Source organism: Mesorhizobium sp. M0001, from assembly GCF_040324255.1.
Taxonomy (GTDB): Bacteria; Pseudomonadota; Alphaproteobacteria; order Rhizobiales; family Rhizobiaceae; genus Mesorhizobium.
This window is the reverse complement of sequence record NZ_JAMYVS010000003.1, coordinates 1-22621: the sequence shown is the minus strand read 5'-3', so window position 1 is coordinate 22621 and position 22621 is coordinate 1. Positions and strand designations below refer to the sequence as shown.

15 protein-coding genes and 2 pseudogenes are annotated in these 22621 nt (G+C 63.4%); 13 read left to right on the top strand and 4 right to left on the bottom strand.

Translation table 11 applies throughout. The annotated features are described in order from the left end of the window. Positions 1-50 precede the first annotated feature (50 nt). From NKK50_RS09965 to NKK50_RS09955, 3 genes and pseudogenes are all read left to right on the top strand, one after another. A complete protein-coding gene (locus tag NKK50_RS09965) occupies positions 51-1310 on the top strand; it encodes a metallophosphoesterase family protein (RefSeq protein ID WP_352543324.1) in 1260 nt (419 codons plus the stop codon). After that, positions 1307-4777, top strand: a complete 3471-nt coding sequence (locus tag NKK50_RS09960) for an AAA family ATPase (protein ID WP_352543323.1) — start codon at positions 1307-1309, stop codon at positions 4775-4777. The genes NKK50_RS09965 and NKK50_RS09960 overlap by 4 nt, the downstream gene beginning before the upstream one ends. Positions 4778-5414: 637 nt before the next feature. Beyond that, positions 5415-6610, top strand: a pseudogene (locus tag NKK50_RS09955) (IS256 family transposase). A 145-nt stretch (positions 6611-6755) separates the two neighbouring features. Here NKK50_RS09955 and NKK50_RS09950 read toward each other — a convergent pair. The 4 genes from NKK50_RS09950 to NKK50_RS09935 all read right to left on the bottom strand — a co-directional run bounded on the left by NKK50_RS09950 (position 6756) and on the right by NKK50_RS09935 (position 11559). Further along, positions 6756-7973, bottom strand: a complete 1218-nt coding sequence (locus tag NKK50_RS09950; RefSeq protein WP_352543512.1) for an MFS transporter — start codon at positions 7971-7973, stop codon at positions 6756-6758. A 57-nt stretch (positions 7974-8030) separates the two neighbouring features. Beyond that, a complete protein-coding gene (gene rpoN, locus NKK50_RS09945) occupies positions 8031-9467 on the bottom strand; it encodes an RNA polymerase factor sigma-54 (RefSeq protein WP_352543322.1) in 1437 nt (478 codons plus the stop codon). A 69-nt stretch (positions 9468-9536) separates the two neighbouring features. Further along, positions 9537-10070, bottom strand: a complete 534-nt coding sequence (locus NKK50_RS09940; RefSeq protein ID WP_352543321.1) for a peroxiredoxin — start codon at positions 10068-10070, stop codon at positions 9537-9539. 1186 nt (positions 10071-11256) lie between these two features. Then, positions 11257-11559 carry a hypothetical protein gene (locus NKK50_RS09935; RefSeq protein WP_352543320.1) on the bottom strand — a complete coding sequence of 101 codons (303 nt, stop codon included), beginning with the start codon at positions 11557-11559 and terminating at the stop codon, positions 11257-11259. Between the two features lie 157 nt (positions 11560-11716). Here NKK50_RS09935 and NKK50_RS09930 point away from each other — a divergent pair, with 157 nt between their 5' ends. The 10 genes and pseudogenes from NKK50_RS09930 to NKK50_RS09885 form a co-directional block, all read left to right on the top strand. Beyond that, positions 11717-12919 carry a cytochrome P450 gene (locus tag NKK50_RS09930; RefSeq protein WP_352543319.1) on the top strand — a complete coding sequence of 401 codons (1203 nt, stop codon included), beginning with the start codon at positions 11717-11719 and terminating at the stop codon, positions 12917-12919. A gap of 91 nt (positions 12920-13010) precedes the next feature. Continuing rightward, the gene (locus NKK50_RS09925) at positions 13011-14300 is read left to right on the top strand and encodes a cytochrome P450 (RefSeq protein ID WP_352543318.1); all 1290 of its coding nucleotides are present in this window, start codon (positions 13011-13013) and stop codon (positions 14298-14300) included. Beyond that, positions 14284-14427 (top strand): annotated as a pseudogene (locus NKK50_RS31310) (ferredoxin); the annotation flags it as partial. The gene NKK50_RS09925 and the pseudogene NKK50_RS31310, both read left to right, overlap by 17 nt. 168 nt (positions 14428-14595) lie before the next feature. Further along, entirely contained in the window at positions 14596-15438 is an 843-nt protein-coding gene (locus NKK50_RS09915) for an SDR family oxidoreductase (RefSeq protein ID WP_352543511.1), read from the top strand. Beyond that, positions 15438-16781: a cytochrome P450 gene (locus NKK50_RS09910; RefSeq protein ID WP_352543317.1), complete on the top strand. Its 1344-nt coding sequence runs from the start codon at positions 15438-15440 to the stop codon at positions 16779-16781. Before NKK50_RS09915 ends, NKK50_RS09910 begins: the two co-directional genes overlap by 1 nt. Positions 16782-16928: 147 nt before the next feature. Further along, positions 16929-17918 carry a polyprenyl synthetase family protein gene (locus tag NKK50_RS09905; protein WP_352543316.1) on the top strand — a complete coding sequence of 330 codons (990 nt, stop codon included), beginning with the start codon at positions 16929-16931 and terminating at the stop codon, positions 17916-17918. Positions 17919-18063: 145 nt separating this feature from the next. Next, the gene (locus NKK50_RS09900; RefSeq protein ID WP_352543315.1) at positions 18064-19614 is read left to right on the top strand and encodes a hypothetical protein; all 1551 of its coding nucleotides are present in this window, start codon (positions 18064-18066) and stop codon (positions 19612-19614) included. Next, the gene (locus NKK50_RS09895) at positions 19611-20513 is read left to right on the top strand and encodes a terpene synthase family protein (RefSeq protein ID WP_352543314.1); all 903 of its coding nucleotides are present in this window, start codon (positions 19611-19613) and stop codon (positions 20511-20513) included. Before NKK50_RS09900 ends, NKK50_RS09895 begins: the two co-directional genes overlap by 4 nt. A gap of 28 nt (positions 20514-20541) precedes the next feature. Next, positions 20542-21645: a type 2 isopentenyl-diphosphate Delta-isomerase gene (gene fni, locus NKK50_RS09890; RefSeq protein ID WP_502896571.1), complete on the top strand. Its 1104-nt coding sequence runs from the start codon at positions 20542-20544 to the stop codon at positions 21643-21645. A 408-nt stretch (positions 21646-22053) separates the two neighbouring features. Further along, positions 22054-22621, top strand: a 568-nt coding sequence (locus NKK50_RS09885; protein WP_352543313.1) for an IS256 family transposase, incomplete at its 3' end; no start/stop codon positions are given.

The following is a 22621-nucleotide window of genomic DNA, read 5'->3' as shown; positions in this document are numbered from 1 at the left end:
TTGCAATCTCTGTTGAAGCTCGGAACACCTCTTTTGCTGGCGGAGGCCGAATGGCATTTCGATTCGTACACACGGCCGATATTCATCTCGACTCGCCGCTGCGTTCGCTCGCGATGCGTAATCCCGATCTTGCCGGGCTCGTGGGCGACGCCAGCCGCCAGGCATTCGTTTCGATAGTGGATCTCTGCCTAGAGGAACGCGTGGATGCGTTGGTAATAGCCGGCGACCTATACGATGGTGATCAAACCTCGATGAAGACGGCGCGGTTCCTGGCAGCGCAGATGACACGCCTGCACCAGGCCGGCATCAGGGTTTTCAAGATCCGCGGCAATCATGACGCCCTGTCGCGGATTTCCAAACAGCTGGTGTTTCCTCACACCGTGACCATTTTTGGCGGTCGTGCTCAGTCGGTATTGCAGACAGCCGGCGGTGTGGACGTCGTTTTCCATGGTTTGAGCTTTGCGAACCCTAAGGCGCCGGACAGCCTGCTGCCCAAATATCCGGCTGCTCGCGAAGGAGCCGTCAATATTGGCATCATGCATACCAGTCTGGCCGGATCGCCCGGTCACGACGTTTACGCGCCCTGCAGCATCGCTGACCTGCACGCCCACGGTTTCGACTATTGGGGGCTTGGCCACATTCATCTTCGCCAAGTCCATTCCGGCGCAAGCACGGTGGTGATGCCGGGAATACCGCAGGGGAGGGATATCAACGAGGCCGGCGAGAAATCAGTCACCCTTGTGACGGTGCGAGACGACCGTTCGGTGGAGATCGAGGAAAGGCTGACCAGCGTTGCGCAGTTCGAAAGGGTCAGCGTCGACCTTACGGGAGCAGTGGAGTGGTCCGAGGCCGTCGCGCGTGTTCGAAACGCACTCGAAGAGATGCGGGCCGCCGTCCGGTCGCGTCATGCTGTGGCCCGCGTTGGCCTAACAGGAACATCACCATTGTTATGGGCGCTGATCCGCGACAGAGATCTCCTTCTTGCCGAAGCCGAACAGGCTGCGGAACAGCTAGGCCATACGTGGGTGGAGAAGCTCGAGCTTGACCTCGCGCCACCTCGGGCGGAGACGGCCGAGGATATTGCTGATCCGATTTTCGAACTCGAGCAATCCATGCGCGCCGATGCCACCTCGGATGCCTTCCGCGCCGAGGCGAGGGCGTTCGTCCAAAGGATGGTCGCCGACCTTCCGGCCGACGGACGGGATTTTGCTGGGAAGGACGAAGCCGGGCTGGAACGGTTCCTCGATCAGGTGCTTTCCAAGGGCGCAGACTTGGTGACTTCCCGCCTTAAGTCCGGTGGAGCGTCATGAGACTGCAGCGCCTTGACCTCATTCGCTATGGAAAGTTCACCGATGGTACGATCGACTTCGGACCCAAACCGGAATCCGGACCTGATCTGCATATCGTGTTTGGCCTGAATGAGGCCGGCAAATCGACAGCGCTTTCCGCCTATCTAGATTTGCTGTTCGGCATCGAGGAACGGAGCCGCTACAACTTCCTGCATGAGTACAGCGCCATGCGCATCGGTGGGGTTCTGGAACTGGCCGGCTCCGAGCACACGTTCACGCGTACGAAACAGCGTACTAATTCGCTATTGAACGCGACGGGCCAATCGATGAGCGAGGTGGCGATCACGGCGCATCTCGCCGGACTGTCGCGTGACGCTTACACGACTATGTTTTCACTCGATGACGAGACGCTGGAAGCCGGCGGAAAATCGATCCTGGAATCGCGGGGCGACCTCGGCAAGCTCCTCTTCACGGCCAGCGCCGGTCTTGGGAACGCAAGCGATACGTTGAACGCCCTCGAGGCCGAAGCAGACGCGCTGTATCGGAAGCAGGCGCATGGCACCGAACTGGCGCTGCTGAAGAAGCGCCTTGTTGACGTGAAGTCGCGCAGGGATGCGATCGACACACTTGCATCGACCTATGAGGGGCTGGAGGCCGAACGTCTCGATGCATCGCAGCAGTACGGCCGAACCATCAGCGATCGGGCGGTGCTGGTGGCCAGGCTGGATACCATTGCTCGTCACGTACGTGCTGCGCCGATGCTGGCGGATATGCGCCGCAAGATTGCCCGGCTGGATCAGCTGCCGGACATCACCTCCCCAGCCCGGACATGGACGGGAAGTGTCACCGAACTAATCGATGACGATGCCAGCCTCAGAACGCGACTGTCCGCAAACATCGATGAGGTCGAGCGGCTGTCGGCAAAAGTCACTGCGGTCGACGAGGACGAACGGATCCTGTCGATTTCCGAACGCATTCGCAGCTTGGCGGAGGGCAAGGTGCGCCATACCGCGGCTGGCTTTGACTTGCCCACTCGCAGGATGGGGCTGCAAATCCTCAACAACACCGTGGCAAGCTGCCTTGCCGCCTTGGGCCGGTCTTCCGAGCCGGATCCTGCCGCACTGCTTCTGCCTGCCGTCACAGTTGGCGTCGTTCGCGCTATGGTCGAGCAGAGGTCCGGTATTGCTACGGGCGCGCGCGCCGCCCGCGACGAGGCGGCGGCAGCACTCGATGCGTTGCAGGTGGCAAGGCAGCGGGTCGGCGAGGAAAGGGCGGTGCCCGAACCCGCCAGGGCAAGGCTGGGCTCGGCTTTGTCGAAAGCGCGAGCAAGCGGACACAAGGCAGAGATCAAGACGGCTCGCGAGGCGGGAGATGCGGGAACAATCCGATGGAAGGCATCGCTGGCTCGCTTGCGTCCATGGAACGGAGATGCCCTCGCTCTCGTCAACGTTGCGGTTCCGAGCGCCGGGCAGATTGCCGCCTGGAAGACAGTAGCGTCAGTACTGGCAAGGAACACCGCGGTACTTGCCGAACGCCTCGCCGAATACGAGGGCCACCATGCAATGCTCGCCGCACGATTGGATGCCCTTCGAGCCTCGGTCGACGTTGTCGACGATGAAGCGGCTGCCGCCATCCGCCGTCTCCGCGATGATGCGTGGGCAACGCACCGCGCAATGTTGACTGGTGACACCGCTGACGATTTCGCCGTGGCACTGACGCGCGATGACGTTGCCAGCGCAGGCCGGCTGGCCGGCGCGGCGGATCTGGCCGAGATCCGGGCAATGACGCGTGCCCTGGCCGAGGCCACGGCCAACCTGTCACGAAACGGCATCCAAAGCCAACAGCTCGTCAAGGATGCGGATACCCAATTGTTGGAAATCCGTGTGGCCGCCAGCGACCTCCTCGGAGAAGCCCTGGAACCTTCGTCTGAGCGCCTGATCGAAAGGATCGAGGATCAGATCGAGGCGCGCAGCGATGCGCTCGCTGCCTGGGAGCAGATCGAACTTGCTCGCTTGAAAGCCGAGCGAGCCGCTGACGCAGGCGAGCAGATACACTTGGAAATGAGAGCGGCGCTGGAAAGTGTCGGCATAGTATCAGAGCCCGGCGACACCCTCGAAGCAATCATGGCCATCGCGGAGCTGTTTCTGGACCGGCAGCGCAAGGTGGACGCCGAGTGTGCCGAGGCGCTCAGGATGGTGAATTCCAAAGAAGAGGATCTAGCTGCCCGACGGGTTGCGGTAGGGGTGGCGGAGCGTCGCGAGGAGGAATGGCTGGCCGGCATTACCGAAGCGCTCAAGGGAACGTGGCTCGAAAGCGGTCTGTCCGCGTCAGGCGTTGGCGCTGTGCTCGATCAATTGGCCGAACTGTCAAGAAGCCTGCAGGAACGGGAGGATCTGCAGCTGCGTATCGACAAGATGGAGGCCGACAGGGCCAATTTTCTGGTCGAGGTCATCGCCGTTGCGGTCGAAGCCGACGAGCCGACGAAGGATGGCGAGCCGGAGCAGTTGGCCACCCGCCTTGCCGAGCGCCTGGAGCGTGCCGAGCGGACACGTGAAACGAAGGCAAGCCTCGGCAACGAGCTGAAGCGCCTCAAGGAGGCGCGCGAAATCCTCGACACCGAGATTTCGGCACACGAACGCCGCAAGAATGAAGTGCTGGGCGTCTTTGGCGTCGCCACTCTGTCCGAGGTAGTCGAACGCGACGAGCTGCTGCGTGAGCGCGATGGCTTGCGCACTACCGTCGCCGAACTTGAGGAGCGGATAGTGGCGGAACTCGCAGTCGATGGATTCGACCAGGCACGCTCGATCCTGGACGCGATCGATTTCGACAGCCTCGCGGTCGAGAAGGCTGAGGGCGAGCAGCGGCTTCGCCAGTTCGATGAAATCATCCAGCAACAGCTGATCCGACAGACCCGCGCGGCAGACAAGTTGGACGCCATCGGCGGTGACAGCGCGGTTGCCCGCCTGGATGCCGAACGGCGCACAACCCTGTTGGAAATCGAGGAGAAGGCCGTTCGCTACATTGAGCTGAAACTTGGTATCATGTCGGCTGGAAATGCTTTGCGGATCTACCGTGAGAACCACCGTTCGGGGATGATGGCGCGTGCATCAGACGCATTCAAGCTAATGACCCGTGGGCAGTATTCAGGCCTTACAACCCAGCCCGTCAAAGGCGAGGAGGTTCTCATCGCGGTGCAGCGCGACGGGCAATCCAAGCTCGCTGAAGCGCTTTCGAAGGGCGCGCGCTTTCAGCTCTACCTAGCACTGAGGCTCGCCGGTTATTACGAGTTCGCCCAATTCCGGCCCTCGGTTCCCTTCATCGCCGACGACATCATGGAAACCTTTGACCATATTCGCTCGGAGGAAGTTTTTAGATTGTTTGGGGAGATGGCGAACACAGGTCAGGTCATCTATCTCACGCACCACAAGCACCTATGTGAAATCGCCAAGGCTGTTGTGCCACAATCTACCATTCACCAGCTGGATTAGGCTCGATTAGATTTCGCGTCAAAACGGTTCAACTAACCAACTCGGCTGACATAGGAACCTTCGATCGAATCCATCATGACGTCCCATAGAGGCTGAGAAATGCCTATTTTGTTCTGCAATGTTGCGTGGATGAACGACTACTCCGGGCGGAGCGCGGATGACCCGCCTCTCGGTGGCGGGGTATTTCGAGTAAGCAGGCTTATTGCGCCGAAGAATGCAACTTTGTTGCAGCCAATGACGGGTACGTTTACGTCGCTTCGAGACGATTAAAGGCGAATTGGATCGGCAGGTGCGCCCACAATATGGGTTCAGTTCAAGGGGCGTAACCCGCCCAGCACTACAAGGATAAGATCAGGTCGTTCAGGGCTAGGACGCTCGCCGAAAATGCATTCGTGCTGCCCCGGAGGGATAGGCACCGTGTCAAAGGGTGAGTGGCCAGGCAAGCTGATGGCATGCGAACGATACGACAGATCGATCCGCCAGAGCATTCGTCAAGAGAGTAAAGGCATTATCGAAGGCGAGCCAGTCGCTCCCGTCGGGGGTAGTGTGCTGAGAGTTCTGCAAATTCGCTGAGAGAGGGCGGTCATGGCAGGCTGGTGATGTTCAACGTCACCGATTCCCTGGAAGGAACGCCACCATGACCAAGACAGAAGGTAAATCGACCAGCGCTGCCGTCAAAGACATTCTGCTTTCGAACCCGGAGGGGCTGCACGAAGTGATCCGTGCGGTAATGCAGGAGGTTCTCGAGGCCGAGATGGAGGAGGCGCTGGGTGCTTCGAAGGGCGAACGCACGCCTGAGCGCCTTGGGTATCGCTCGGGTTACTACGGCCGCACCCTTGTGACGCGGGTCGGCAAGCTTGAGCTGCGGGTTCCACAGGACCGGGCGGGTCACTTCTCCACCGAGCTGTTCGAGCGCTACCAGCGTTCGGAGCGGGCCTTGGTTGCGACGCTTGCGGAGATGTATGTGCAGGGCGTGTCGACCCGCAAGGTCAAGGCGATCACGGAAGAGCTGTGCGGCCATGCGTTCTCGGCTTCGTCGATCTCGGCCATCAACAAGCGCTTGGACGAGAGCCTGAAGGCGTTTGCCGACCGACCGCTTCAGGAGCCATTCCCCTACCTCATTCTCGATGCCCGCTACGAGAAAGTGCGCGAAGCCGGCATCGTGATGAGCCAGGCGGTGCTGATCGCGGTCGGCATCGACTGGGACGGAAGGCGCCAGATCCTGGCCGTGGAGATGGCCAATCGCGAGAGCCGCTCGGCCTGGAAGGACTTCCTCGTCGGCTTGAAACGACGCGGTCTCAAGGGCGTCGAACTGGCCGTGTCCGACGACCATGCCGGCCTGGTCGCGGCGATCGGCGAGGTGATCCCGGAAGCAGCATGGCAGCGCTGCTACGTCCACTTCCTCAGGAACGCGCTCGATCACCTGCCCAGGAAGCACGGCGACGATTGTCTGCAGGAACTGCGCTGGCTCTACGACCGGCGCGATCTCGCCGAGGCCAAGGCCGATCTCGCCGCGTGGCTGTCCAAATGGTCCGCCCGCTACCCGCGGCTGACCACCTGGGCGGAAGAAGCCATAGAACAGACGCTGACTTTCTTCCGGCTGCCGCGTCAGCATCACAAGCACCTCAAGTCCACCAACATGCTTGAACGGCTCAACGAGGAAATCCGCCGGCGCACCTATTCGTGCGCATCTTCCCGAACGCCGAAAGCTGCCTGCGCCTGGTCAGGGCGCTGGCCGTCGAAACCAACGAAAACTGGATGGAGGCCAACCGCTATATCAACATGGATGATCTGCGCGAGCACAAGAAGCTCGCTCTACGCCAAGCCGCATGACCAGTTTCATGATCGCCCATTTTGCAGAACTTGACGCACACAACCCCGTCGGGGCATCGCCCGCAAGCGGAGGATCGCGCCGCGCCGTGCATGCGATTGGACCTCTCGTCCCGCTGCGCTGCTGAGATCTCTCCTGTCAAGCGATCTAGGTTCCGCGCTTCGGGCCGAGCAGGAAAACTATGAGGGCAGCGACGAACGTGGCAACAGCGCTGTAGGCAATGGCGCTGGCGATCCCCGCATTCTCCACCAATAGCCCGCCGAAAATCGCGCCGGCTGCGATTGCCACTTGGAATGCTACGACCATCAGCACACCGGCGCTTTCGGCCTGCTCGGGAACGGCCCGCCGCACCATCCACGTCTGTAATCCCACCGGCACCGCGCCGAAGGCAAAGCCCCACGCGCCAACCGCAATCCCCGAGGCGAAGGCCGATGCTCCCGCCGTCAGTAGCGAAACAGCCGCTATCCCTATGAGCAGCGGTGCAAGGGCCGCGACTGCCTTGAGACTGTACTCGGCCAGAAGCCCGCCGGCCAAATTGCCGAAGAATCCGCCGATGCCAAAAGCAAGCAACACAAGCGAGATCGTCTCGACGTCAAGCGCGGGAATCTTTTCGAGGAAGGCGCGGATATAGGTGATTCCGGCGAAGTGGCCGGAAGCGACCAGCAGGATGACAAAAAGCGCAACCTTGACCATCGGAATCTTTGCCACATCCAGCAGGCTGCGGACGCTAGTCACTCCAATCGGAGGCAGTCTCGGAATGGTTATGAGCTGCACGAGCAGTGTAGCGACACCGCCGGCTGCGGCGAGCATGAAGGCGCTTCGCCATCCCCAGATATCGCTGACATAAGCGCCGATTGGAGCTGCGCAGACGGTAGCTACGGAAACGCCGGTGAGGATGATCGACATAGCGCGAGGCAGGAGGTGGCTTGGAACGAGTCGCATCGCCAGTGCTGCCGACATCGACCAGAAGCCTCCGAGCGCTATGCCGAGCACGACGCGTGCAGTCAGGAGAACCGCCAGCGACCACGCGCCGGCCGCCAGAACGTCCGACAGGATCAGCAGCAGCGTCATGGTCCACATTACGGTCCTGCGGTCCAGGCGCTTTGTGATGATGGCCACCGTCGGCGCCGAGATCGCCCCGACGATAGCTGTCGCCGTCATCGCCTGTCCAGCCGCTCCCTCGCTGATACCGAGATCATGCGCGAGGGGCGTGAGCAGGCTGACAGGCAGAAACTCTGCCGTGACCAGCCCGAAGGTGCCCAAGGAAAGCGAAATGATGGCACCCCATGCGGGACCAGACGGTGGGACAGGCTTTTCTGGGTCGTGCAGAACAGCGTTCATGACGCCTGCTGCGGATCGGGTCATGAACGAAGTCTCCACTTTGATGCAATGCAACGTGATGTAGGCTGCCTTGACCCAAATCTAAAAACACAAGCGCATTTCCCGGCGGCGTTGCACTGAGGAGGGGATGTTCATTGCTTCGCGATACTTTGTGACGGTGCGACGCGCAACATCAATGCCGGTTTCCTTCAGCCGGACAGCGATGTCCTCGTCGGAAAGCACGTCGCCGGGAGATTCTGCGGCAATGATCGCTTTGATCCGATGCCGGACAGCTTCCGCGGAGTGCGCATCGCCGCCTTGGCAGGACGCGATCGCGACGGTGAAAAAATACTTCAGTTCAAAAACTCCGCGCGGGGTAAGCATGTACTTGTTCGAGGTCACCCGGCTTACCGTCGACTCGTGCACGCCGATCGCGTCAGCGACGGTTCTAAGATTAAGAGGCCGCAGGTGGGCGACGCCATGTTCCAAAAAGGCATCCTGCTGACGCACGATTTCAGCCGCAACCTTAACAATCGTCTTGGCGCGCTGATCGAGGCTGCGGATTAGCCAGTTCGCGTTTTGCAAGCATTCGTCGAGAAATGCTTGATCTTTCGAATTTTGGGCAGTCTGACGCGTGACTTCGGCATAGTAGGTTTGGTTGATCAGCAGCTTCGGCAGCGTGGCGGGATCAAGTTCGATCTGCCACCCGCCTTGCGGCGAGGGCGTGACCCAGACGTCGGGTATGATTGATTCAGACGCACCGGATTCGAATCTGTTCCCAGGCTTTGGATCGAGCGCACGAACCTCATGCATCATGTCGAGAAGGTCTTCTTCGTCGACGCCGCAATGCTGCTTCAGCGCCTCAAAATCGCGTCGCGCAAGCATTTCAAGATGGGCAACCAAAGCTGCCATTGCCGGGTCGAGCCGGTTTCGCTGGCGCAACTGAATCTCGAGGCATTCTCTGAGACTTCGCGCAAAAACTCCCGGTGGATCAAATTGCTGCAAGGTTCCGAGAACCCGTTCCACAACAGCCTCATGGACATTTAGGTTCTCGGCCAGCTCCAAAAGGTTTGCCCGAAGATAGCCAGTGTCTTCCAGATCGGCGGCAAGCTGGCCAGCGATCAGCCGCTCCTGTGGTGTGAACGCAGTGAGGGCGATCTGACGAGCGACATGGTCGTGCAATGTTTCGGCGAGGGTGGCAAACTCGTCGAGGGAAGGGCCATTGCCCGGCGGGTTGTTGGTCGTGTTGCGAAGTGATTTCCATTGCCCGAGCCGTTCAGGCGACCCTGCCCCGGTCGGACCTTCAACGGCGTTTGCCCCAAAGCCGACAGGCTGATCCGCTCCCGAAATCGAAGCATCGTCAAAAGGCCCGCCATCGTTTGACGCAGATTCCAAGAGCGGGTTCTTCTCGATTTCCCCCTCCACGAACTGATGCAGTTCGGTATGCGCCAGTTGCAGCAAGCGAATCGACTCAATGAGTTGAGGCGATGCGACGATGGATTGCTTCTGGCGCTGAAACAGGCTTGCTGAAGATTGCATGGTGTGTGCGATAATCCCGTCGAGGAGCCTCTTGGGGCCTGCAATGGCGCCAGTGAGACGTTTTCTAGGTCATGCGGCGGCTTTCATCGTTTCGAGAACGTTTTGCGGGGATGAGACGCCATACGGGTCGGCCTCGCAGTTGTCGGAGAAACCTTCCTCCTCGAACCAGTGCTCCACCACGCCATTGTTGATCAGGGCGGCGTAGCGCCATGAGCGCATCCCGAATCCGAGATTGTCCTTGGCAACCAGCATGCCCATCTTGCGTGTGAACTCGCCTGAGCCATCGGGGATGAGCTGGACCTGCTTCAGGCCCAAGGACTTCCCCCACGCATTCATGACAAAGGCATCGTTGACTGAGAGGCAGTAAATCGCGTCAATTCCCTGCTTCGCAAACTCATCATAGAGCTCTTCGAACTTGGGCAATTGGTAGGTCGAGCAGGTCGGGGTGAAGGCGCCAGGCAGCGAGAACAGGATGACCCGCTTGCCGGCAAAGTAGTCGTCAGATGTTTTTTCTTGCCAGCGATATGGATTTGGCCCCTCGACCGACTTATCGTGAACACGCGTGAGAAAGGTGACGAAGGGAACTTTCTTTTGAACTGTCATCAAGTTGCTCCTAAAGAAGACTGCGCTGAATTCTGGCAGAGGCTGGCGCAATACCGGGCAAAGGCTCGTATGCCCGGCACGGAATGAGGGCCTCGCGGCTCGCAACCTCCTTTTTCCCTCCCGACCATGGGAACGTCTTGGCGGTGTCTTGGCCACCCGAACGCAATCGATCTGAGCGATCTGGACACCGTCGAGCCGGTGCTTTCCACGGCTATGGCGCCGGAAGCGGGATCGGTCATTAGCGATCGTGCGTTTCGAAAAAGGATAGCGGCCGGAAGGAGCCAATATCGCAAGCATATGGGGGCCTGAAATGTCTTCATGCAACACACCCGCGTCACAGGACTCCGAGTCACTGGACTGGTTCAGCGTGTTGTGGATATGTGGCAGTGACCCGCCGGCCTTGGCTTGGGTGACCCTTTGACAAGGCTTTTCGGCACTCACATGCTGAACAGAACCGGCAAACCGCATTTGCGCGCGCGGCCCGTGTTGGCGTGCCGGCATCGGACCAGCCATGCGCAAAGCGTCCACCCAGAACGGACTTCCGGAGGAGACGATGCCCCGATGTTCAGCTGGAAGGGGCACCGTCTCCTCAGGCCACGGTCTGGAGCTTCGCGTGTCGGGCATGGTGCAAGTCGCTTTCATCGTGATTTGATGGTGCTCTAACCAGGAGCAGCAAGCGGCGTGCCATTTGGAATAGAGGGGCTGTTGGACCGCCCCTCCTTCTCGGAGGCCGTGTCTTGGAAGATGCCGGGCGCGCGCTATAACCGCCTCGTCACACAGGCAACAACGATGCTGTATGGTGCGGATATTCGGCGCTTCAGCCCCGGCTGGGCAAAGACGAACAGGAAGCCGAGCCGATGCATTCCTGAGGCTGGAGGGCACTCCAGTCATTGCGTAACATGTGGCGCTAGCGTTCATGGGTGCGCCGGCACGGCTATCGCGAACATGCGCCTGTCGCAGCGACCATGAGCGGGCGCTCTTGGGCAAGCGGCCCCGAGAGGATCGAATTCCCCAATCGTGTCTGTTTGCCGCTCTCTTATGTTCGAAACTGGACCAGAATGTCGCAAGCCCGACCTAAAGGTCGCCGAGGCGTTCTGTCCGACACTGTTCCGTCGCCTTTGTTGGCCCGCGACACCGGCCTATTCGCCTAGCTCTTCTCTGGCCTCAGGCTAAGCCCCTAGAAGCATCACAGATTTTTTTCTTCGGTCGGCCAAATTGGCACGATTTTTGAAGCCTCTTCGTTGCGGGCCGGGAGCCGCCAACCGACTTTCATTTCGTGGATGGCACGAATGGAGCGAAGAAAGAAAAGCAAAATGTCAAATCCGCGTCGGATAGCGTCTATGGGCATGGGGTCCCCGGCGAAACCGCCCTTACCCAACAGCTCGCCGTTCTTGTCGACCCTTGCGCAGGAAATCTTGGCTGGCGGCGGCTCAAAGGCCCACCACACCGATTTATCCTGAAATCGATGGTGCAGGATAAAGTTCTGCATCTCGCCGCGCGGTGTGCCTAGACAGTTACACGTTGGCCGATGTTGATAATCGGTCTGCCTTCGGACGACGTCCTCTACATGCCGTCTTAGGTCTTCGCTGCCGCAGCACCCGCCGGTCACCTTCCGCCCTTCCATCGGTATAGAGTGAAGTGCCAGCATGTCCGAACAACCTTTGCCGACGCTGCCGATGTGGCGCGTCGATCACATTGAGCCCTCGCCCGAGATGTTGGCGCTACGGGCCAACGGTCCGATCCACCACGTGCGCTTCCCGTCCGGGCACGAAGGCTGGTGGGTCACAGGCTATGACGAGGCCAAGGCGGTGTTGACCGACGCGGCGTTCCGGCCCGCGGGAATGCCGCCGGCGGCATTCACCCCGGATTCGGTGATTCTCGGTTCGCCAGGATGGCTGGTCTCGCACGAGGGGGGCGAGCATACGCGGCTACGCACGATCGTGGCGCCGGCCTTCAGCAACGGCAGGGTGAAGCAGCTCGCGCAGCAAGTGGAGGCGATCGCCGCGCAGTTGTTCGAGACGCTGGCGGCCCAGCCCCAGCCCGCCGATCTGCGGCGCCACCTCTCCTTTCCGCTTCCTGCGATGGTCATTGGCGCGCTGATGGGCGTGCTCTACGAGGATCACGCCTTTTTTGCAGGGCTGTCCGACGAGGTGATGACGCACCAGCATGAAAGCGGCCCGCGAACCGCGTCGCGCTTGGCCTGGGAAGAACTCCGCGCCTACATTCGCGGCAAGATGCGGGACAAGCGCCAGGATCCGGGCGACAACGTGCTGACGGATCTGCTCGCGGCGGTCGACCAGGGCAAGGCGACCGAGGAAGAGGCGATCGGCCTGGCGGCAGGCATGCTGGTGGCGGGGCACGAGAGCACCGTGGCACAGATCGAATTTGGCCTGCTGGCCATGTTCCGCCATCCGCAACAGCGCGAACGCCTGGTGGGCGATCCATCCCTGGTGGACAAGGCCGTGGAGGAAATCCTGCGCATGTACCCGCCGGGCGCCGGCTGGGACGGCATCATGCGCTATCCGAGGACCGACGTGACCATCGCGGGCGTGCATGTTCCCGCAGAGAGCAAGGTGCTGGTCGGCCTGCCGGCGACGTCGTTCGATCCGCGCCATTTCGACGACCCGGAAATCTTCGACATCGGACGTGACGAAAACCCGCACCTGGCGTTCTCCTACGGACCCCACAACTGCGTCGGCTTGGCGCTGGCCAGGCTGGAACTCAAGGCGGTGTTCGGTTCGATCTTCCAGCGCTTTCCCGCGCTGCGCCTGGCCGTGGCGCCCGAAGAACTGAAGTTGCGCAAGGAGATCATCACTGGCGGGTTCGAGGAGTTCCCGGTGCTCTGGTGATGCGCGGACGCCACCAGGAATCCCGATGTTCTCGAGTTGCCGGCGCGCCTGCCGCGCGCCGATCAGATCAGCCAACCAACAGGTGACCAAGATGGACGTGCAAGAAACCACGGCAGCATGCCGGGACGCCTTCGCCGAACTGGCGTCGCCAGCGTGCATTCAGGACCCGTATCCATTCATGCGGTGGTTGCGCGAGCACGATCCGGTACATCGCGCGGCGTCGGGCCTCTTTCTGTTGAGCCGCCACGCCGACATCTACTGGGCGCTCAAGGCCACGGGCGATGCTTTTCGGGGGCCGGCGCCAGGCGAACTGGCGCGCTATTTCCCGCGTGCGGCGACCAGCCTGTCGCTAAGTCTGCTGGCGTCCACTTTGGCGATGAAGGAACCTCCAACGCATACGCGTCTGCGCCGGCTGATCTCGCGCGATTTCACCATCGGCCAGATCGACAAGCTGAGGCCGACCATCGCTCGCATTGTCGCAGCGCGCCTGGACGGCATGGCGCCCGCGCTGGAGCGCGGGGAGGCGGTGGATCTGCATCGGGAATTCGCGCTGGCCTTGCCCATGCTGGTTTTCGGCGAACTGTTCGGCATGCCCCCGGACGACATTTTCGGGCTCATCACCGGCATCAGCGCCATTCTGGAAGGCCTGAGCCCGCACGCCAGCGATCCGCAGCTCGCCGCGGGGGACGAGGCGAGCGCCAGGGTGCAGGTCTACTTCGGCGACCTCATACAGCGCAAGCGCACCGATTCCCGCCACGACATCGTGTCAATGCTGGTCGGCGCACACGACGACGATGCCGAGACGCTGTCGGATGCGGAATTGATCAGCATGCTCTGGGGCATGCTGCTGGGCGGCTTCGCCACCACTGCTGCGGCCATCGGCCATGCTGTCCTGGCGATGCTGGCGTATCCCGAACAGCGGCACTGGCTGAAGGGAGATGCCGTGGGGGTGAAGGCATTCGTCGAAGAAGCCCTGCGCTACGACGCGCCCGCCATGTTCAGCTCCATTCCGCGTATCGCCCAGCGCGACATCCAAATGGGCGGCGTGGTGATCCCGAAGAACGCGGACGTGCGCGTGCTGATCGCGGCCGGCAATCGCGACCCGGACGCCTTCGCCGATCCCGATCGCTTCGATCCCGTGCGGTTCTGCGGCACCAGTCCTGGCATGTCGATCGACGGGAAGATCATGCTGACCTTCGGCCACGGCATCCACTTCTGCCTTGGTGCGCAGCTGGCCCGGGTGCAGTTGGCCGAAAGCCTGCCGCGCATCCAGGCGCGCTTCCCCACGCTGGCATTGGCCGAGCAGCCGACCCGGGAGCCCTCCGCGTTCCTTAGGACGTTCCGCGCGCTGCCGGTGCGGCTGCATGGGCAGGAGGGCTGAGATGCGCGTCGTGGTCGATCAGGATCTGTGCGGAACTACCGGGCAGTGCGTGCTGACGCTGCCGGGCACCTTTCGCCAGCGAGAACCGGACGGCGTGGCCGAAGTGTGCGTGGCGACGGTCCCGCAGGCGCTGCACGCCGCCGTGCGGCTTGTGGCCAACCAGTGCCCGGTCGCCGCGATTCGGGTGATCGAAAGCGACGCCGGCCATGACGAGCGCGCCAGCGCCGACCCTGCGCCTCCTCCGGCGCAGGCCGAGCGGCATGCCGCGAAAGAACAATGCAATTCAGGAGGCACGATGGGACGGTTTGAAGGCAAGGTGGCCGTGGTGACCGGCGCCGGCGCCGGCATCGGCAAGGCATGCGCTCTCGCCATCGCGCGCGGGGGCGGCAGAGTGGTGGTGGCCGACATTGATGGCTCGGCGGCCATCGCCTGCACCGCGCAGATCGCGGCCGATGCAGGCCACGCGCTGCCCATAGCCATGGATATCGCCGATGACCAGGCGGTGGCAGCGCTGTTCGAGACGGCGGAGCGGCACTTCGGGGGGGTCGACCTGCTGGTGAACAATGCGAGCGCCATGCATCTGACCCCGCGCGACCGCGCGATCCTCGACCTGGACCTGGCAGTCTGGGACCAGACCATGGCGACCAATCTGCGCGGCACGCTGCTCTGCTGCCGGCAGGCCATCCCACGAATGATCGCCCGCGGCGGTGGCGCGATCGTCAACATGTCATCGTGCCAAGGGCTCAGCGGTGACACGGCGCAGACGTCCTACGGCGCGTCGAAGGCGGCGATGAACATGCTGTCGGCCTCGCTCGCCACCCAGTACGGTCACTCTCAGATCCGCTGCAACGCGGTTGCGCCGGGTCTTATCATGACCGAGCGTCTCCTCGCCAAGCTGGACGAGTGCATGCAACGGCATCTGCGCCGGCACCAGCTCCTGCCGCGCGTCGGCCGTCCCGAGGACGTTGCCGCACTGGTGGCGTTCCTGCTCTCCGACGATGCTGCGTTCATCACCGGCCAGGTCGTGTGCATCGATGGCGGCATGCTGGCGCATGTGCCGACATACGCCGACGGCGGCAACAGCTGCGCCGCGCGCCCTGTCGGCGACACCGAATCGGCGGCGCCGGCGCGCTGCTGATGGACATGCTGCTCAACCCGCTCAACCGTCGGCACCGGCTGCGGTGCGACATCCCGGTCATGCCTGGCGCTTTCCCCCTGGTCGGGCATCTTCCCGCCATTGTCTGCGACCTGCCGCGCCTGCTGCAGCGAGCAGAACGGACCCTGGGGAGCCACTTCTGGCTGGATTTCGGCCCTGCCGGACATCTGATGACCTGTGTGGATCCGGACGCTTTCTCACTGCTCAAGCACAAGGACGTGTCCTCGGCGCTGATCGAAGAGATCGCGCCCGAATTGCTTGGCGGAACGTTGGTTGCCCTGGACGGCGGCGCGCACCGGCAGGCGCGCGATGCCATCAAGGCAGCGTTCTTGCCCAAGGGACTGACCCAGGCCGGGATCGGCGACCTGTTCGCGCCCGTCATCCAGGCGCGGGTGCAGGCGTGGCGCGCCCGGGGCGAGGTAACCATCCTGCGCGAAACCGGCGACCTGATGCTGAAGCTCATCTTCAGCCTCATGGGAATCCCCGCGCAGGACCTGCCGGGATGGCATCGCAAGTATCGGCAATTGCTGCAGTTGATCGTCGCGCCACCGGTCGACCTGCCCGGATTGCCTTTGCGGCGCGGCCGCGCTGCCCGCGACTGGATCGACGCGCAGTTGCGCCGGTTCGTCCGCGATGCGCGCGCGCATGCCGCGCGCACCGGGTTGATCAACGACATGGTGAGCGCCTTCGACCGCAGCGACGGTCCGCTCTCCGATGACGTCCTGGTCGCGAATATTCGCTTGCTGCTGCTTGCCGGTCACGACACCACTGCCTCGACGATGGCCTGGATTGTAATCGAGCTGGCGCGGCAGCCTGTGCTGTGGGACGCTCTGGTCGAGGAGGCGCAACGCGTGGGCGCGGTGCCGACCCGGCACGCGGACCTGGCGCAGTGTCCGGTCGCCGAGGCGCTGTTCCGCGAGACACTGCGCCTGCACCCGGCGACCACGCTCCTGCCGCGTCGCGCGCTGCAGGAATTGCAACTCGGCCAACGGCGCATTCCCGCGGGCACCCACCTATGCATCCCGCTGCTGCATTTCTCGACCTCGGCGCTGCTGCACGAGGCGCCTGATCAGTTCCGCCTGGCGCGGTGGCTGCTACTCACAGAGCCGATCCGGCCCGTGGACATGCTGCAGTTCGGTACCGGCCCACACGTCTGCATCGGCTACCACTTGGTATGGCTGGAAATGGTGCAGTTCTGCATCGCCTTGGCGCTGACCATGCACAAGGCCGGGGTGCGGCCGCAGTTGCTGAGTGACGTCGAAAAAGGCAGTCGCTATTACCCTACCGCACATCCGTCAATGAAAATTCGAATAGGCTTTTCATGAGCTGGCATCGCATGCCCTGTGTGGCAAGGCAGCGGCGCCGGCGGGGCGCGGCATTGCTGCGCTCAGCGCACCTACTCGTGTGACGCCGGCAACACCGTGACGACTTGCGCTCGCCGTGGCCGTCTCAGCTACAAGGACATCAACAACATGCAGACCGGTTCCACTCCACGCGACCGAATTGGCGTTTCCGCATTCGGCGGATTGGGCGCGCAGGCGCGCGGCGCATCTGGCGGGCTGCTCCCCGAGATCTGGATGCAGGACGGCGCAAAGCGGGTCGAACAGGCTCTGGGGCGTCTGCTCTGCGCTGAAGACGACGGTGAGACAGAGCTGATGGCGGCCATGCGCTACGCCACCTTGCATGGCGGAAAGCGCACCCGCGCCTTACTCTGTCTGGCTGCCGGCGCACTGGCGGGCACGCCGGCGCACATGCTCGACGACGTCGGTGCCGCCATCGAGATGATGCACGCCTGTACCCTGGTCCACGACGACCTGCCCGCGATGGATGACGACGTGCTTCGCCGCGGCCTTCCGACCGTGCACGTAAAGTTCGGCGAAGCCACTGCGATCCTGGTCGGCGATGCGCTGCAGGCCCACGCCTTCCTCACCCTGGCGAGCCTGGATGCGCCGGGCGACAACCGTATCGCGCTCGTGCGCGAACTGGCGCAGGCGGTGTCCGCCGAGGGTGCCGCAGGCGGGCAGGCCATCGATCTGTCGCTGGTCGGAAAGCACGCCGGGCTGGACAGGATCCTGGCGATGCACCGGATGAAAACCGGAGCGCTAGTGCGCGCGTCGGTTCGCATGGGCGCGCTATACTCCATCGCGGAGGATGCCGCGCACACTACGCTGTACAGTGCACTCGATCGCTACACCGCCTGTTATGGCCTGGCGTTGCAGGTGGCCGACGACATTCTCGACGCGACGGCGAATACCGCGACTCTTGGCAAGACCCCCGGCAAGGACGCGGCCGCGCAGAAGCCGACCTGCGCGTCGATCATGGGGTTGCAGGCAGCGCGCCAGTTCGCGCTGTTTTTGTTGCACGACGCCGGGGAGGCCATCGCCCCTCTGGGGGCGCGTGCGGAAGGGTTGGCGCAGATGCTGCAGCGGGCCAACGTCTATCTGTCCGCGCCATACGCATGAGCGCGCCCATCCATAAGGACTTGCCGCTGTGCTGCTGCGATCGGCCGGCGGGCGCTGCATGCTGCACTGTGTCCGTGTCGGCGGCGACGTGCGCGGCGTCTGCCCGTTTCTGTTCTCATAGCCCTCTGCAGAAGGAAAATCCCGCGTGAACGCGCTGTCCGAACAGATCCTTTCCGAATTGCGCCACCTGCTGAGCGAGATGAGCGACGGCGGCAGCGTCGGTCCGTCCGTATACGACACGGCGCGAGCTCTGCAGTTCGACGGCAAAGTCACCGGTCGGCACGAGGCATATGCGTGGCTCATCGCGCAGCAACAGGCCGATGGCGGATGGGGAGGTGCGGACTTCCCGCTGTTTCGCCATGCGCCCACCTGGGCGGCGCTGCTGGCATTGCAGCGTGCCGATCCTCTTCCCGGCGCCGCCGACGCAGTCCAGGCTGCAATCCGGTTCCTCGAGCGCCAGCCCGATCCCTACGCGCATGCGGTGCCGGAAGACGCGCCCATCGGCGCGGAGCTGATCCTGCCGCAGTTGTGCGACGAGGCCGCATCCTTGCTGGGCGCCTTGGCGTTTCCGCGCCACCCGGCGCTGTTGCCGTTGCGGCAAGCACGCCTGGTCAAGCTGGGGGCTGTGGCGACCTTGCCGAGCGGCCATCCGTTGCTGCACTCCTGGGAAGCCTGGGGGGCGTCGCCGGCGACCGCATGCCCGGACGACGACGGCAGCATCGGCATCAGTCCGGCGGCCACCGCCGCGTGGCGTGCGCACGCCGTGACACAGGGAAGAACGCCGCAGGTCGGGCGCACCGACGGGTATCTGCAGGCGGCATCGCGGGCAACGCGCACCGGCATCGAAGGTGTCGTTCCCAACGTCTGGCCGATCAATGTGTTCGAGCCATGCTGGTCGCTGTACACCCTGCATCTGGCCGGTCTGTTCGCGCATCCCGCGCTCGCCGAGGCGGTGCAAGTGATCATCGCGCAGCTCGACGCCCGCCTCGGAGTCCGCGGTCTGGGCCCTGCCTTGCACTTCGCGGCCGATGCGGACGACACCGCCGTTGCGTTGTGCGTCCTTCGCCTTGCAGGCCGCGACCCGGCGGTCGATGCATTGCGCCATTTCGAAACCGGCGAGCTGTTCGTCACCTTCCCCGGCGAGCGCAATGCCTCGGTGTCGACCAACATCCATGCCCTGCATGCGTTGCGAATGTTGGGAAAACCCGCCGCCGGCACCAGCGCCTACGTCGAGGCCAATCGCAACCCGCACGGTCTATGGGACAACGAAAAATGGCACGTTTCGTGGCTGTATCCAACCGCGCATGCGGTCGCTGCGCTGGCGCAAGGCAACCCGCAGTGGCGCGACGAGCGCGCGCTGGCAGCGCTGCTGCAGGCGCAGCGCGACGACGGCGGCTGGGGCGCCGGTCGCGCGTCCACATTCGAGGAAACCGCCTATGCGCTGTTCGCGTTGCACGTGATGGACGGGACCGAAGAGCCGGCAGGGCGCCGGGGCATAGCGCAGGCGGTGGCGCGGACGCTGAAGTGGATGCTCGCCTGCCACGTGGCGCATTCACTGCCCCAGACGCCGCTGTGGATCGGCAAGGAACTGTATTGCCCGACCCGGGTGGTGCGCGTGGCCGAACTCGCCGGGTTGTGGCTGGCGCTTCGTTGGGGGCGGCGTGTTTTGGCCGAGGGAACAGGAGCCGGGCCATGATCCCGACCGATCGCGCGCTGCAGCAGGTGCTGGAATGGGGGCGTTCCCTGACCGGGTTCGCCGACGAGCATGGCCTGGAAGCAGTCAGGGGCGGCCAGTATATCCTACAGCGCATCCATCCGAGCCTGCGCGACACCAGCGCCCGCACCGGCCGCGATCCGCTGGACGAAACGCTGATCGTGGCGTTCTATCGCGAACTGGCGCTGCTGTTCTGGCTGGACGATTGCAACGACCTTGACCTGATCGCGCCGGAGCAGCTCGCCGCGGTGGAGCAGGCGCTGGGGCAGGGCGTGCCGTGCGCGCTACCAGGATTCGAGGGCTGTGTTGTGCTGCGCGCTTCGCTCGCCGCGCTCGCCTACGATCGTCGCGACTATGCCCAGCTTCTCGAGGATACCCGGTGCTACTGCGCGGCGCTGCGTGCCGGACACGCGCAGGCGGCAGGGGCAGAGCGCTGGTCCTACGCCGAGTACTTGCAGAACGGCGTGGATTCGATCGCCTACACGAACGTGTTCTGTTGCCTGTCGTTGCTGTGGGGGCTGGACATGGCGACCTTGCGCGCGCATCCGGCGTTTCGCCAGGTCCTGCGGCTCATCTCCGCGATAGGGCGCTTGCAGAACGATCTGCATGGACAAGAAAAGGATAGGTCGGCCGGCGAGGCCAACAACGCGGCGATCCTGCTGCTGCAGCGCTATCCGGCCATGCCTGTCGTGGAGTTCCTCAAGGACGAGCTGGCCGGCCACACACGCATGCTGCACCGGGTGATGGCGCAAGAACGCTTTCCCCGGCCGTGGGGACCGCTGATCGAAGCCATGGCGGCCATCCGCGTGCAGTACTACCAGACCTCAAACAGTCGCTACCGCAGCGACCCTGCGGGGGCAGCCCAGCGTGCGCCGGCCTGAACGAGCGGAAAACGGCGGCGTGCGCGCGCTGCCGTCGGTCCGACCCGACGCAACGCCGTCGCCCGATGACGCGGATGGAGCGAGCATCAGCGACACCAAGTTGAGCCGGCGCAAGGACGACCATCTGGACATAGTGCTGAATCGGCGAACGGCACAGGCCAAGGCCGCCGGCTGGGAGTACATCCGTTTCGAACACTGCGCATTGCCCGAGTTGGACCTGACGCAGATCGACCTCAGCGCCTCGCTGCTGGGCAAGACCATGCGTGCGCCTCTGCTGATCAGCTCCATGACCGGCGGCATGCCACGCGCCGAGGCCATTAACCGCCATCTGAGCGAGGCAGCGCAAGCCTTGGGGATCGCCATGTGCGTCGGTTCGCAACGCGTGAGCCTGCAATCCCGCAACTCCCAGGGGCTGACGCGCGCGCTGCGCCGCCTGGCCCCAGACGTTCCCTTGCTGGCCAATATCGGCGCCGCGCAACTGCGCGAGGCCGACGGCCTGGACCTGGCGCGCCGGGCGGTGGATGCACTGGAGGCCGATGGACTCATCGTCCATCTCAATCCGCTGCAGGAAGCGGTACAGCCGGAAGGCGACCGCGACTGGCGCGGCGTCCTGGCGCAGATCGCTCGGGCCGCGCGCAGCGTGGGCGTGCCGATCGTGGCCAAGGAAGTCGGATCGGGCCTGTCCGCCTCGGTGGCCCGTGCGCTCGTCGAGGCGGGCGTGGCGGTGATCGATGTCGCCGGCGCCGGCGGCACCAGTTGGGCCGCGGTTGAGGGCGAGCGCGCCCCCGATGCCGCCGACCGCGCAGTGGCAATGGCATTCGCGGATTGGGGGATTGCGACCCCGGCCAGCGTGCAGGCGGTCCGTCGGGCGCTGCCAGCGGTGAAGCTGATCGCGTCGGGCGGGATCCGCGACGGCGTCGGCGTGGCCAAGGCTATCCGCCTGGGCGCGGACATCGCCGGGCAGGCAGCCGGCGTGCTGCGCGCGGCTACGGTATCCACCGAGGCAGTTGTCGCGCATTTCGAGATCGTCATCCGCCAGTTGGCCGTCGCCTGCTTCTGCACCGGCTCGGCTGATCTGGCGGCGTTGCGCCAGGCCCGCTTATTGCCCTCGGCCCATCTGCCCGCCGGTTGATGCCGGCGTAGCCCGCAGGTGGCGGCGGGCGCATAGCATCGGGGAGGCACCCCGCCATGCCCCGAACGGACAGCCGAGAGTAAAGCGGTATTCGACGGCTATGTCGATGCTTGATCAGGGTGGTCACGCCGATCGAGCCGAGCCCCTGAAAGGGCCGGAACACCAGGTGCGGCGGGAGACCGGCAGGAGCAGATGGTGCAAATCCATTGCAATGAAGGAGTATTCCTGCAAGCAACGGAGAAGGTAAGCCAGCCTCAATCCCTTGTGTTTGCTTGGTGTTATGCAAATTAGGCACCGATCCACATTGCCCCGGTAGTGTGCTGAGAGTTCTGCAAATTCGCTGAGAGGGGGCGGTCATGGCAGGCTGGTGATTGTTCACGTCACTGATTCCCGCGAAGGAACGCCGCCATGACCAAGACTGAAGTTAAGACCGCCAGCGCTGCCGTCAAAGACATTTTGCTTTCGAACCCGGATGGATTGCACGAAGTGCTCCGTGCGGTGATGCAGGAGGTGCTTGAGGCCGAGATGGACGAGGCGCTGGGTGCCTCGAAGAGCGAGCGCACGCCCGAACGGCTTGGCTATCGCTCGGGCTATTACGGCCGTACCCTTGTAACGCGGGTCGGCAAGCTCGAGCTGCGGGTTCCGCAGGACCGGGCCGGGCGCTTCTCCACCGAGCTGTTCGAGCGCTACCAGCGTTCCGAGCGGGCCTTGGTGGCGACGCTGGCGGAGATGTATGTCCAGGGCGTGTCGACCCGCAAGGTGAAGGCGATCACGGAAGAACTGTGCGGCCATGCCTTCTCGGCCTCGTCGATCTCGGCCATCAACAAGCGGCTGGACGAGAGCCTCGCTGCCTTTGCCAGGCGCCCCCTTCAAGAGCCGTTTCCTTACCTCATCCTCGATGCGCGCTACGAGAAGGTGCGTGAAGCCGGTGTTGTCATGAGCCAGGCGGTGCTGATCGCGGTCGGTATCGACTGGG

Excerpts from the sequence above, each read along its gene's own strand:
- NKK50_RS09930 (WP_352543319.1), top strand. The coding sequence starts at position 11,717 with ATGTCCGAACAACCTTTGCCGACGCTGCCGATGTGGCGCGTCGATCAC.
- NKK50_RS09950 (WP_352543512.1), bottom strand. The coding sequence starts at position 7,973 with ATGACCCGATCCGCAGCAGGCGTCATGAACGCTGTTCTGCACGACCCA.
- NKK50_RS09940 (WP_352543321.1), bottom strand. The coding sequence starts at position 10,070 with ATGACAGTTCAAAAGAAAGTTCCCTTCGTCACCTTTCTCACGCGTGTT.
- rpoN (WP_352543322.1), bottom strand. The coding sequence starts at position 9,467 with ATGCAATCTTCAGCAAGCCTGTTTCAGCGCCAGAAGCAATCCATCGTC.
- NKK50_RS09925 (WP_352543318.1), top strand. The coding sequence starts at position 13,011 with ATGGACGTGCAAGAAACCACGGCAGCATGCCGGGACGCCTTCGCCGAA.
- NKK50_RS09960 (WP_352543323.1), top strand. The coding sequence starts at position 1,307 with ATGAGACTGCAGCGCCTTGACCTCATTCGCTATGGAAAGTTCACCGAT.
- NKK50_RS09910 (WP_352543317.1), top strand. The coding sequence starts at position 15,438 with ATGGACATGCTGCTCAACCCGCTCAACCGTCGGCACCGGCTGCGGTGC.
- NKK50_RS09935 (WP_352543320.1), bottom strand. The coding sequence starts at position 11,559 with ATGCAGAACTTTATCCTGCACCATCGATTTCAGGATAAATCGGTGTGG.
- NKK50_RS09965 (WP_352543324.1), top strand. The coding sequence starts at position 51 with ATGGCATTTCGATTCGTACACACGGCCGATATTCATCTCGACTCGCCG.
- NKK50_RS09905 (WP_352543316.1), top strand. The coding sequence starts at position 16,929 with ATGCAGACCGGTTCCACTCCACGCGACCGAATTGGCGTTTCCGCATTC.
- NKK50_RS09915 (WP_352543511.1), top strand. The coding sequence starts at position 14,596 with ATGGGACGGTTTGAAGGCAAGGTGGCCGTGGTGACCGGCGCCGGCGCC.
- NKK50_RS09895 (WP_352543314.1), top strand. The coding sequence starts at position 19,611 with ATGATCCCGACCGATCGCGCGCTGCAGCAGGTGCTGGAATGGGGGCGT.